The following is a 12,420-nucleotide window of genomic DNA, read 5'->3' as shown; positions in this document are numbered from 1 at the left end:
TCTCCCATCCCCGGAACGACAAACGCCAACCGCAGAGAACGCGGGGAGCGCAGAGAATCATTTGGCCTTTCTCTGCGCTCTCCGCGTTCTCTGCGGTGAACAGACCGCTCGAATCTCCAGGGCGCCTGGATCATGAAGCGCCGCGCCTTCCTCGCAGTGGGCGCCATCTCGGCGGCTTCCCTGGCCTGCCGGCGGAAGCCGGAGTTCCCATTCCAGGGTGAGCTGGTGGGGCCGGATCTGGCCCTGGGCCACTGGCTTCGCGGCGGGGATTTCCCGGATCCGGAGCGTTTCGAGCCGGTCTCCGCCCTGGTGGTGGGCGGCGGCGCGGCCGGCCTCAGCGCCGCCTGGCGCCTGGCGGGCGGGGGCATGGACGACTTCCGCGTGCTGGAGCTGGAGCGGGATCCGGGCGGCACCTCGCGCTCGGGGCGCAATCACGTGAGCGCCTTCCCCTGGGCCGCCCACTACCTGCCCATGCCGGATCGCGGGAACCACGCGGTGCTGCGCCTGCTGGACGAGTGCGGCGTCCTGGAGGGTTTCGACGCCAAAGGCGACCCGCGCTTCGCGGAAGAGGCCACGGTGCGATCGCCCGAGGAGCGGATCTTCGCCTACGGCCAGTGGTGGGAAGGACTCTACCTGCGAGCCGGCGCCAGCGCCGAGGATGAACGCCAGTACCACGCCTTCTTCCGCGAGGTGGACCGCTGGGCCGCCTTCCGCGATAGCCGTGGGCGCCCGGCCTTCAGCATCCCGCGTTCCCGCTGCTCGGACGCGCCAGAGGCGGTGGCCCTGGATGGCCTCTCCTTCGCCGCCTGGCTCGACGCCCGCGGTCTTTCCTCGCCTCGCCTGCGCTGGCTGCTGGACTACGCCTGCCGGGACGACTACGGCTCCCGGCTGGACACCACCAGCGCCTGGGCGGGCCTCTTCTACTTCGCGGCCCGGAAGCAGGGGCCCGGCGAGGACTCCCGGCCCCTGCTCACCTGGCCCGAAGGCAACGGCTTCCTCGTGGACCACCTGCGCCGGCCCCTCGGCGACCGGCTCCGTTGCGGCGTGTTGGCCGTGGCCATCCGCGAGGAGAAGGACGGCGTCCTGGTCACCGCCTGGGACCACCTGAACCAGCGACGGGTGGGCTGGAAGGCGAGGCGCGTGATCTTCGCGGGGCCGCAGCACGTGGCCCGCCATGTGGTCGCGGGCCTGGCGGAGGCACGCCCGGCCGCGGCCCGCATCCGGAACGCGCCCTGGCTGGTGGCCAACCTCACCCTGCGCGCGCGCCCCAAGGAACCCACCTTTCCTCTGGCCTGGGACAACGTGCTCCGCGACAGCGAGGCCCTGGGCTACGTGGCCGCCACGCACCAGAGCCTGAAGGACTACGGCCCCACGGTGCTCACCTGGTACCGGCCCTTCGCCGGCGTCGACTGCGATGCGGAACGGGCGAGGCTCCGCGCCATGGACTGGCCCGCCTGCGCCCGCATGGTGATGGATGACCTCCGCCCGGCCCATCCGGACCTCGAAGGCCTGGTGGCGCGCCTGGACGTGATGCGTTGGGGGCATGCCATGGTCCGGCCGGCGCCGGGCCAGATGTGGGACCCCGCCTTCCTGGGCCTTGCCCGGCCCTTCGGGGCCGTCCACTTCGCCCACACGGAGCTCAGCGGCCTGGCCCTCTTCGAAGAAGCCCAGGACCACGGCGTGCGGGCCGCCGAGGAAGTGCTGGCCGCCTCAGGACGCCGCGGCAAGAGCTGGCGTTAGCTCCTGCACCTTCTCCACCAGTCGGGCCTCGCCTTCGGCGGGGATGGTGACGATCCAGATCCGGTCGTAGGTGCCCAGCGACCAGTAGGGCACGGGCCCCTTCACGCCCAGGGCACGAACGAGCTTCTTCATGAGGTCGTGATGCCAGCACACGATCACGGTGCGCCCGCGCTGGGAGCGGAGAATCTCCGCCGCCAGGGCCGCGCTGCCGTCCTTCGGCCGGACAAGGGGCGTCAGGCCGAGCTTGGCTGCGGCGGGGGCGAGGGTCTGCTGCGTGCGCCGCAGCTCCGACGTGTAGAGCGCCGCCGGGTGGAAGCCCGCCAGCACGGGCGCCAGCGCCTGGGCCCGGTGCAGGCCGGCCTCGGCCAAAGGAGAGTCTCCGTCGAACAGGGACTGGCGTTCCGCGTGCCGGACCAGGACCACCGTGGTGTCCTGCGCGGCGAGGCCGACCGCGAGGACGGCCAGCCAGAGCGAGAGGAAGGCGGATCGGACCCCGGTCATGAAACCTCCGCATCCGAGGTTAACGGAGGTGTGCCTCCCCTGTGATGGCGGACACATGATCTCCCAGTGACCTGGAAAGTCCCGACACGTGCGGTGATCTGTTTTTTCTCAGCATCTCCGGCATTGGAGCCATCAGACCCCTCCGCGCATGTGATAACACGATTCATTGTTTTCTTTATGAGTCGTTTGGAATGAATTTCCATGACTTGACGCCCCCTGACCCGGGGTGAGGATGGGTCCAACTCATCCATCCATAGATCTCGGTCCCACCTCCCCGGAGGAAGGTCCATGTCCACTGCCCAGGTTCCACCCCTGAAGGCCCCACCGGGCGAAGCCCCGCCGGCCGAAATGGAGTCCCGCCTTGAGGCGCTGGCGGACGTGGTCCGGGGCCTGGAGGCCCGGGTAGGGGCCCTGGAGGCGGCGCTCCGGACCTCGCCGACACCCACGGGAGCGTCCTCGGCGCCATCTGCCGGGGCCACTCCCGCGGTGGATGCGCTCCTGCCGGAACCCGCCCTCCCAAGTCCCACCCGCGTCCTGGGCCTCGTTGGGCGGGTCTGCCTCATCCTGGGCGGCGCCTACCTCATCCGGGCCCTGGTGGATGCCGGCACCCTTCCCCATGGTGTGGGCGTGGCCCTGGGACTCGCCTACGCCGCTACCTGGGCCGCGCTGGGGAGCCGAGCCCGGCGTCCCCTGGACGCCGCCTTCCGCACCCTGGCCTCCATCCTCATCGCCTATCCATTGATTGTGGAATCCTCCACCCACTTCGGCATCCTGGCCCCGGGACTGGCAGCCCTCATCCTGGTCGCCGTCGCGGCGCTGCACGCCGCTGTGGCCTGGCGCAGGGACCTCCACGCCATCCTCTGGACGGCCACGCTGGCCGCCCTGGGCTCCGGCTTCATCGTGATGATGGCCCGCCGATCCATCGAACCCTTCGCGGCGGCTTTTCTCGCCCTGGGCGCCGGGGCCCTGTGGCTCACCTACGGGCGTCGCTGGCACGGGCTGCGCTGGCCCACGGCCCTGGCGGCGGATGCCGGCGTGCTGATCCTCACGCTCCTCGCCACCTTGCCGGGTGGCGCGCAGGGCATCTATCAGGGGCTGTCCCTGGGACGGGCGCTGTTCATGGCTCTGGCCCTGGTGGGCATCTACATCGGCAGCTTCGCGGTGCGGATGCTCCAGCGCCGCCGGGTGGTGAACGCCTTCGAGTTCATCCAGACGGCCCTGGTCCTCCTCGTGGGCTTTGGGGGCGCCGTCCGCGTCGCCCAGGCCTCGGGCTCGGGCACGGTGCTGCTGGGCGCGGGAGTCTCCCTGGCGGGGGTGGGCTGCTATGCCGCCGCCTTCCCCTTCGCGGACGACCGGGAGGAGACCCGGGCGAACTTCAACTTCTTCACCTTCCTGGCCCTGATCTTCCTCCTGCTGGGTGGGCCCTTCGTCCTGCCCCTGCCCGCGTTCGCCACCCTCGCGGGAGTTCTCGGCCTGGTGGCCATGCTGGCCGCGTTGCGCCTGCGCCGGAAGGTCCTGGTGTACCAGAGCGGCATCTTCCTCACGGCCGCCGCCCTGGCCTCCCGGCTCGGTTCCTGGGCACTTCACGTGTTCATGGATCCCGCCAGTCCCACCGCCGCTCCTTCCATCGCGGGGCTGGTCAGTCTGGCCGCGCTCTTCGCCACCCTGGCGATCTTCCTGGCGCGCCGGCCGCCGGATCCCGTCACCGTCCTGATGCGCCCCGCGATCCTCGTGATGGGCGCCCTGGCCGCGGCAGGCCTCGGCGCCGTGGCGATCTGGATCTGCTGCGGCGGCAGGACCCCGGATCCCGGAGGCCTGGCCCTGGCCCGGACCCTGGTGCTGTCGGCCCTCGCCATCGCTCTGGCCTGGCTCGGGCGGCGCGTGCCCGTGCTGGAGCTGCGCTGGATGGTCTACCCGTTCCTCGCCGTCACCACGCTCAAGTTCCTGTTCGAGGACATGGCCGTGGGACGGCCCCTCACGCTCTTCCTGGCCTTCATGGGCTTCGGGGCGACGCTCATCCTCGCCCCCCGCCTGCTGAAGAACCCGGCGGTCCGGGACGCGGACGAGGAGGAGGACGCCCCATGAAGCACCCCTCCCGATGCTCCTGTCCGGGCCCCATCCCGCCGCCGTCCTGCGGCACCGTTTCACGAAAGGACATCCCTATGCGCTTTCCGACCCTGTACATGCTTGCGGCGGGCCTGCTGATGCTCCTTAGCTCAGCGGCCTTCGCGGAGCCGCCCACCGTCAAGCCGCCCGCCGGAACCCGGGCGGAGAACCCGGTGGCCCCGGAGGGCATCGAGGTGCCCAAGCCCCCCTTCAGCGAGGGCATCTTCCCCTGCACCTCGTGCCACGACGGCAAGAGCATGAAGCCGAACCTCAAGCGCCGCGAGCTGACCGACATGCACACGGACATCGTCCTGAACCACGGGCCGGCCAGCCGCTGGTGCCTGGACTGCCACGACGCCAACAGCCGCGACAGTCTCCACCTGGCCAGCGGCGAGAAGGTGCCCTTCACCGCCTCCTACCTGCTGTGCGGCCAGTGCCACGGGGACAAGCTGAGGGACTGGCGCGTGGGTGTCCACGGCAAGCGCACCGGCCACTGGAACGGCGAGAAGCAGTACCTCCTCTGCGTCCACTGCCACAACCCCCACTCACCCCGGTTCAAGCCGCTGAAGCCCATGGCTCCGCCCACCCCTCCCGAACAGATCCAGCTCCGCAAAGGGGGTGTCCGATGACGGATCCGAAACCCACGATGCCTCCTGAAAGCTGCGGTGGCTCCAGCTGTGGCACCCGGCGCGAATTCCTCGGCGCAGCCACGGCCGCCATGGCCGCCGCCCTCACGGGCTGCGGAACGCTGAGCAAGGAGGAATTCCTCCAGCGCAACTTCCGGGAGCTCTCCAAGCAGGAGGTTCTGGATGTCATTGCCCGGCTGGAGAAGGAGTACAAGGCCAAATACGGGAAGGACGTGAAGGTCGCCAACACCCCGGCCATCCCCGGCGTGATCTTCGGCTACGCCCTGGACCTCAGCCGCTGCATCGGCTGCCGGCGCTGCGTCCACGCCTGCGTGAAGGAGAACAACCAGTCCCGGGATCCCGAAGTGCAGTGGATCCGGGTCCTGCAGATGGACAAGGAGGAAGGCGTCAACCTCCAGCATGCGGACCAGTACTACAATCCGGAGGAGGTGCCCCAGGAGGGCCACTTCTACATGCCGGTGCAGTGCCAGCAGTGCAAGAAGCCGCCCTGCACGAAGGTCTGCCCCGTAGGCGCCACCTGGCGCGAGAAGGACGGCATCGTGGTGGTGGACTACAACTGGTGCATCGGCTGCCGCTACTGCATGGCAGCCTGCCCCTACGGCGCCCGCCACTTCAACTGGGGCGAGCCCAACCTGCCTGCGGACCAGGTGAACACCAACACGCACTACCTGGGCAACCGTCCTCGACCAAAGGGCGTGGTGGAGAAGTGCACCTTCTGCATCCAGCGCACCCGCAATGGCCAGTACCCGGCCTGCGTGGAGATATGCCCCACGGGCTCCCGCAAGTTCGGCAACCTCCTCGACAAGGACAGCGAGATCCGCTACGTCCTCGAGAACAAGCGCGTCTTCAAGTTCAAGGAAGACCTGAACACCCAACCCAACTTCTTCTACTTCTACGGGGTGTAGGGCCATGACCACGCTGAAGAATTTCTGGCAGTTCATCACCGACACGCTGCGGATCATCCTGAAGGGCGACCGCCTCTACTACGCCTGGGTGGGGTTCCTCGTGCTCCTCATCGCCATCGGCGCGGCAGCCTACCTGGGTCAGCTCAACAACGGCCTCATTGTCACCAAGATGCGAGACCAGGTCTCCTGGGGCTTCTACATCGGCAACTTCACCTTCCTGGTGGGCGTGGCCGCCGCCGCCATCATGCTGGTCATCCCGGCCTACATCTACGACTGGGAGCCCATCAAGGAGATCACCATCCTGGGCGAGATGCTGGCCATCAGCGCCCTCATCATGTGCCTCGGTTTCGTGATGGTGGACATCGGCCGGCCCGACCGCTTCTGGCACATCATCCCGCTGGTGGGCAGGCTGAACTGGCCGCAGTCCATGCTGGCCTGGGACGTGATCGTGCTGAACCTCTACCTGCTGCTGAACTGGTTCGTGGTCACCTACCTGCTCTTCTGCGCCTATACGGAGCGGCACTACGTGAAGAAGCTGGTGCTGCCGCTGGTGCTGCTGTCGATCCCCATGGCCGTGAGCATCCACACCGTCACCGCCTACCTCTACAACGGCCTGGCCGCCCGACCCTTCTGGAACTCCGCCATCCTGGCGCCGCGCTTCCTCGCCTCCGCCTTCTGCTCGGGCCCGGCGATCCTGCTCATCCTCCTGCAGATCCTCAGGAAGACCACCAAGCTCACCATCAAGGACGAGGCCATCTTCAAGGTGGCCGAGCTGATGGCCTACACCATGGGCTTCAACCTCTTTCTCACCGCGGCCGAAGCCTTCAAGGAGCTCTACTCCGGCACCGAGCACATGGTGTACTTCCAGTACCTCCTGTTCGGCCTCAAGGGCCACACCACCCTGGTGCCCTACGCCTGGGCCTCCATCCTCTGTGGCCTGGCGGCCTTCATCCTGTTCCTCGTGCCCCGCACCCGCACCAACTGGGTGACGCTCAACATCGGCTGCGTGCTGATCTACGCCAGCGTCTACATCGAGAAGGGCATGGGCCTCATCATCCCGGGCCTCACGCCGGACGTGCTGGGAGACATCTACGTCTACCGCCCCTCCTTCACCGAGATCGCCGTGGCCGCGGGCATCTTCGCCACCGGCTTCCTGGTCTTCACCCTCATGCTGAAAGCCGCCGTGCCCATGATGCTGGGCGAGTTCACCATCTCCAAGGGTCAGCCCCCGCAGGCGGTTCCGCCACGGGAAGTCTAGGCCTTCAGATCCCCGGATCCTCGTCGCGTTCCTCATCCGGGTTCGCGGCGAGGATCGCGGCGAACCGGTCGACATGGGCCAGGAAGAGATCCACCAGCTGCGGGTCGAAATGGACTCCCCGCCCCCTCTGGAGCAGGGCCACCACCTGGTCCTCGGGCCAGGCGTCCTTGTAGTGGCGCCGGCTGCTGGCCGCATCAAAGACATCCACCAGGGTGGTGATGCGGGCCTCGATGGGGATGGCCTCCCCCTTCAGGCCCCTCGGATAGCCGGTGCCATCCCACTTTTCGTGATGGCCGAAGGCGATGCGGGCCCCCATCTGGATGAAGGGCACCTTCGAGCCCTTCAGGATGGTGGCTCCCATGGAGGTATGCCGCTTCATGGTCACCCATTCCTCCACCGTGAGGGCGCCCGGCTTCTGGAGGATGGCGTCCGGCACGCCCACCTTCCCGATGTCGTGCATGGGCGCGGCGGCCCGGATGGTCTCGATGGTCTCCTCGTCCCAGCCCAGCAGCCGGCCCATTTCCGCGGCGTAGAGGCCGATCCGGCGGACGTGCGTGCCAGTCTCGTGGTCCCGGTGCTCACTGGCGGAGATGAGACGGAGCGCCACTTCCTCGCGGGAAGCGCGGATCTGCTCGGTCTGTTCGCGGACCTTCTGGGCGAGCTGGGCCTCCCGATCTCGGAAGGCGATCTCCAGCATCCGCCGCCTCAGCGCTGCATTCACCTGGACCAGGATCTCCCGAGGCTGGAAGGGCTTCAGCACATAGCCGAAGGCGCCCTCCTGGAGGCACTCGATGGCCGTCTCGGCCGCCTCCGTGGAGCTCACCATCACCACGGAGATGTCCGGAATGCGGGGCTGGAGTGCCTTCACCAGGTCGAGCCCCGAGGCCCCCGGCATCTGGATGTCGCTGAGCACCAGGTCGGAGGGTTCCTCTTCCAGGGCCTTGAGGGCGGCCGGTACGTCGCCGGCTGTCCGGCACCGGTACCCCGCCTTCGCCAGGATCCGCTCGAGCGACAGGCGGATGATGGGCAGGTCATCCACGATCAGGATGCTGACCTGCTGGGGCACCACTTGGATGTCTTCGCCCATGGACCTTCCCGGGACTGGTATTGAACGGCAAGACTGGTGGATCGCTATCGGCTTCGATGATGGCACAGGTGGAAAAAACCCTGAAGCATCGGTGCGGGTGAGGTGTGACGTGCCTCCACTGCCCCCCCGGTCACCGGGCCCACTCGAGGGAGTCCCGCTTGGCCCGGAAGTGGGCGCCCAGATCCAAGCCGATGGCCCGCTCACAAAGGGCCAGGGCTTCGTGGAAGTCTCCAAGCTCGCTGTGGGCCTGGATGCCCCGCTCGAAGCAGGTGAGGTTCTCCAGCATCCGCCGGTACTCATGCGGGAAGGCCGCTTCCAGATCCGGCAGGTGGCCGATCACCGCGGCCACCGATCCGGTGCAGGCCTCCCACTGACCGAGCTGTGCCAGGGCTTCGGCGGTCAAGTCGTGGGCCACGCACTTCACGGCGTTCGGCAGACTGGCCTGCCCCTCCAGAGTCCGGCGCAGGTACTTGAGCGCAGCCTCCGGCCCGCTGAAGGCCGCCTCGCGGTGCCCCGCCAGCAGGTCCTCCAGGATCTCCTTCACCGACTTGCGGACGGGTTCGACACGCTTGGCCATGGTTTTCCAGAAAAAATATCACCGCAGAGGACGCGGAGAACGCAGAGGAAAGAATGAGTGTTTTTCTCTGCGCTCTCTGCGTTCTCTGCGGTTAAACACTCATTCGTATTCGATGGTCGCAGGTGGCTTGGAGGTGATGTCGAAGACCACGCGGTTGATGCCCTTCACCTCGCGGACGATGCGCTGGGCGATCCGGTCCAGCAACTCGTGAGGCAGCCGGGCCCAGTCCGCGGTCATGAAGTCCTCGCTGGTGACGGCGCGCAGCGCGCACATCCACTCGAAGGTGCGCTCATCACCCATGATGCCCACCGTCTGGACCGGCAGCAGCACGGCGAAGGCCTGGCTGGTGCGGCCGTACCAGCCGCTCTCCCGCAGCTCCTGGAGGAAGATGGCGTCGGCGTTCTGGAGGATGGTGGCACGCTCCCGGGTGATGGCGCCCGGCAGGCGCACGGCCAGGCCGGGGCCCGGGAAGGGATGCCGTTGGTTCATCTCCTCCGGCAGGCCCAGGGCCAGGCCCGTGGCGCGGACCTCGTCCTTGAACAGCTCGCGCAGGGGCTCCACCAGCTTGAGCTTCATGCGCTCCGGCAGGCCACCCACGTTGTGGTGGGACTTCACCAGGATGGCCCCGCCGATGCCGCTGGACTCGATGACGTCCGGGTAGGTGGTGCCCTGGCCCAGGAAGTCGGCTTTCACCTTGCCGGCCTCGCGCTCGAAGACCTCGATGAACTTGCCGCCGATGATCTTCCGCTTCTGCTCGGGATCGGTCACGCCCGCCAGGGCTCCCAGGAACTCGTCCGAGGCGTCCACCCAGATCACGTTGAGCTCGAAGGGGGCGAAGTAGGCCTGCACCTGCTTCATCTCGTCCTTGCGCATGAGGCCGTGGTCCACGAACACGCAGGTGAGCTGCTTCCCGATGGCCTTGTGCAGCAGGAGGGCCGCCACGCTGGAGTCCACGCCGCCGCTGAGGCCCAGCACCACGGTGCCCTGCCCCACCTGCTCGCGGATGACCTTGACCTTCTCCTCGATGAAGTTGCCCGCGTTCCAATCCAGGGCCATGCCGCAGCGCTTGAGGAAGTTCAGCAGCAGGGGCGTGCCCTGGGTGCTGTGGGTGACCTCCGGGTGGAACTGGAGGCAGTAGATCCCGCGCTTCGGGTCCTCCATGGCCGCCACGGGCACGCTGGGCGTCTTCGCCGTGACCGTGAAGCCCGTCGGGGCGACTTCCACATGGTCGCCATGGCTCATCCACACCTGCTGGGCGTGGGGCAGCCCTTCGAAGAGCATCGAGCCCTCAGGCGTGGCCTGGATCTCCGCCTTGCCGTATTCCCGGCTCGCGGAGCGGTGCAACTGCCCGCCCAGGTTCCGGGCCAGGAGCTGCTGGCCGTAGCAGATGCCGAGAATGGGCACGCCGAGATCCAGGATGGCCGGGTCCAGGTCCGGCGCCCCGGGCTCCAGCACCGAGTTGGGCCCGCCGGACAGGATCACGCCCTTCAGGTCCGCCCCCGCGATCTCCCGAGCCGTCGCGCCGCTGTTGTAAACGAGCCCGAAGGCCCCCAGCTCGCGCAGCCGCCGCGTGATGAGCCGCGTGTATTGGCTGCCGTAGTCGATGATGGCGATGCGCTCGTGGTGCATGGATGTCCCAAAAGGACATTCTCTCAAGGGGAGTCACTTGTGACCAGTGGCGGGTCCCTGACCGGGCTGGAAGGCCAGGGCTTCTTCGAGGAAGCGAAGGCAGTCGCTGCGGTCCTTCCTAAGAGCCTGCAGGCCGGCATCCTGGTCTTTGATCTCCCATCGCACGGGCTTCTGCCGGTGGTCCAGGGCCAAGTCCAGCATGCCGCCCTGGGAGGAGGCCTTCCAGGTGGCCTCCCGCAGGGGCGTGGCCAGACGGCCGCTGGCGCACACAGGACTGGCTTCAGTCCCCACCTTGAGGGAAGCCGTCCAATGGTAATCCACCCCTGGGGGGACCTCGATCGGGAAGCGGCGCTTCGCCTTCGTCCGCTTGAGCGGAGCGGGAGGCCTCACCAGGGCGGGGAGGTTCAGCTCCCATTCGCCCCCCTTCTGGATCCGGGCACCGGAGTACTCGATCTTCAGGATCGTCTCAAAGGGGTCCTCTGGTTGCATCGGTGGCCGGATGGAGACCACCTCCCAGTGCGCCGGCAGGGCCTGAGGAGCGAACCGCAGCGAGTGCTGCTTCAGCCCCTTGGCTCCTTCGGCCTGGGCGATGCTCTGAAGTCCAAGGGCGTCGGCGGATTCCAGGATTCGCAAAGTGCCTGTCAGGACACCTTCGGACGAGATCTGGCCTTCGAGGTGGTACTCGACTCGTTCCCGGTCGAGGGCCGAATCCGGCACTTCCACCCAGGTCGCCCCCTCCGCGGTGCAGATCATGAGCCGGGCCCCCCGATGCCCCACGGGCAGCCACCCCAGCGGCGTCGTCCGGGAGGTGGGATCCACCAGGAGAAAGCGGCCTCGCGGTGTCTGCACCTCTGCGGGAAACCCCAGGGATTGGTCCAGGCGGATGGCGGCGATGACGTGATTGAAGAGGAACGGATTCACGGGTGCGTCCCCTGGAATACGCCCCTGACCCAGGCGCGCCAGGACGGGACTGCCATCCAACCGGAGGGCGCTGGCCCCACCCAGCAGGCAGGTGGCCAGGTCCTTGCAATCCCCGTAGCGACGCCGGAGGGTCTCCGTACTGCGCTCGGGGATCCAGCCACGCTCAGGGCTCAGGTAGACCATGCGATAGACGAGTGAGGTCCTCATCCACTGGCTGAGTCGCACAAGCGCGTCCCGGGCGCTCACCCCCTCCATGGGAACGGGCTGGACCTTCTCGATCATGGGTGCGTAACGCTGGTGGATCCACTTCGCGTAGCCATCCCAGTTCGACAGGTCAGGGCAGACGGTCAGCGCCGGATCCTGGAAGCGAAGGCTGACGAAAGGAACCTGCTCGAGGCCCGCGGCCGCCCAGGGCTCGTCCTTCGGCAATGCCGGGAGATCCTCCAGCTCGACCAACCGGTCGCTCTGGCGGATGACGGAGGCCCAGGCATTCAGGTTCCGGGAGTCGACGCGGACGGAGAGCAGCTCCTCTCTGCTGGTGGTCCGGAAGGGGAGGTCCACCCCCACCTCCAGGATGTAGCGCCGGATGGGGTGGCTTTCCAAGGGAAACACAAGATCCACTGGTCCCAACGGGAGCTTCAGGGTCTCCTGGGACTCGAAGGCGATGATGCAGCCGACCTCGACATCCGGCAGGGTCGCTGCGGACAGAACCTCGGTGGAAACCGTTCGCCCCGCGAAGGCATCCGCGTCGATGCTCACCAGATCGTCCCGGTCGATCTTCCGCGTAGAGCCATCCGGGCGTAGATTCCAGCCTTTGAGTTTCTGGATCTTGGACACCGTCTTGCCGAACCCGCGGCTCAGGAAGGTGCCTTCATCCCTGCCTTGCTTGGTGAGCACGCGCACGACCCTGGTGTGGATTTTCCGGAGCTCTCCCGCGCCGCGGTAGCTGACCAGGGTTTGATCCAGAAGAATCCACGCATCTTCCCCTTCTGGCGGCATTCGGGTCGCTGAATCCCGAACGGCGCTGTCCGCCCAGTTGGGAAGACCCC

At 67.6% G+C, this 12,420-nt stretch carries 10 protein-coding genes; 5 read left to right on the top strand and 5 right to left on the bottom strand.

The window, feature by feature from the left end; all coding sequences use genetic code 11:
* The first annotated feature begins 132 nt into the window (after positions 1-132).
* Positions 133-1,740, top strand: coding sequence for an FAD-dependent oxidoreductase (locus ML539_RS03355; RefSeq protein ID WP_243320630.1), 1,608 nt, complete (start codon positions 133-135; stop codon positions 1,738-1,740).
* On the opposite strand, the gene ML539_RS03350 is transcribed toward ML539_RS03355, so the two are convergent.
* Complete coding sequence (locus ML539_RS03350; protein WP_243320628.1) at positions 1,711-2,241, bottom strand: phosphoglycerate mutase family protein; 531 nt, start codon at positions 2,239-2,241, stop codon at positions 1,711-1,713. The two genes, ML539_RS03355 and ML539_RS03350, sit on opposite strands and share 30 nt — an antisense overlap.
* 288 nt (positions 2,242-2,529) lie before the next feature.
* Between ML539_RS03350 and ML539_RS03345 the strand changes: the two genes are divergently transcribed.
* The 4 genes from ML539_RS03345 to dsrP all read left to right on the top strand — a co-directional run bounded on the left by ML539_RS03345 (position 2,530) and on the right by dsrP (position 7,157).
* The gene (locus ML539_RS03345; RefSeq protein WP_243320625.1) at positions 2,530-4,326 is read left to right on the top strand and encodes a hypothetical protein; all 1,797 of its coding nucleotides are present in this window, start codon (positions 2,530-2,532) and stop codon (positions 4,324-4,326) included.
* A 77-nt stretch (positions 4,327-4,403) separates the two neighbouring features.
* Entirely contained in the window at positions 4,404-4,976 is a 573-nt protein-coding gene (locus tag ML539_RS03340) for a cytochrome c3 family protein (RefSeq protein WP_243320623.1), read from the top strand.
* The gene (locus ML539_RS03335; RefSeq protein ID WP_243320622.1) at positions 4,973-5,899 is read left to right on the top strand and encodes a 4Fe-4S dicluster domain-containing protein; all 927 of its coding nucleotides are present in this window, start codon (positions 4,973-4,975) and stop codon (positions 5,897-5,899) included. The genes ML539_RS03340 and ML539_RS03335 overlap by 4 nt, the downstream gene beginning before the upstream one ends.
* A 4-nt stretch (positions 5,900-5,903) precedes the next feature.
* On the top strand, positions 5,904-7,157 hold the full coding sequence (dsrP, locus tag ML539_RS03330; protein WP_243320620.1) for a sulfate reduction electron transfer complex DsrMKJOP subunit DsrP: 1,254 nt from the start codon (positions 5,904-5,906) through the stop codon (positions 7,155-7,157).
* A gap of 4 nt (positions 7,158-7,161) precedes the next feature.
* On the opposite strand, the gene ML539_RS03325 is transcribed toward dsrP, so the two are convergent.
* From ML539_RS03325 to ML539_RS03310, 4 genes are all read right to left on the bottom strand, one after another.
* Positions 7,162-8,244, bottom strand: a complete 1,083-nt coding sequence (locus ML539_RS03325; protein ID WP_243320618.1) for an HD domain-containing phosphohydrolase — start codon at positions 8,242-8,244, stop codon at positions 7,162-7,164.
* A gap of 130 nt (positions 8,245-8,374) precedes the next feature.
* Positions 8,375-8,821: a hypothetical protein gene (locus tag ML539_RS03320; RefSeq protein ID WP_243320615.1), complete on the bottom strand. Its 447-nt coding sequence runs from the start codon at positions 8,819-8,821 to the stop codon at positions 8,375-8,377.
* 99 nt (positions 8,822-8,920) lie between these two features.
* Entirely contained in the window at positions 8,921-10,450 is a 1,530-nt protein-coding gene (gene guaA, locus ML539_RS03315; RefSeq protein ID WP_243320613.1) for a glutamine-hydrolyzing GMP synthase, read from the bottom strand.
* A 33-nt stretch (positions 10,451-10,483) separates the two neighbouring features.
* Positions 10,484-12,370 (bottom strand): DUF3857 domain-containing protein, encoded by a 1,887-nt coding sequence (locus ML539_RS03310; protein WP_279341490.1) that lies wholly within the window; start codon positions 12,368-12,370, stop codon positions 10,484-10,486.
* Between the last annotated feature and the right edge of the window lie 50 nt (positions 12,371-12,420).

The organism is Geothrix sp. SG200 (assembly GCF_022808935.1).
Lineage (GTDB): Bacteria > Acidobacteriota > Holophagae > Holophagales > Holophagaceae > Geothrix > Geothrix alkalitolerans.
The sequence above is the reverse complement of the archived record's forward strand: the minus strand, read 5'-3'. Positions and strand labels throughout refer to the sequence as shown.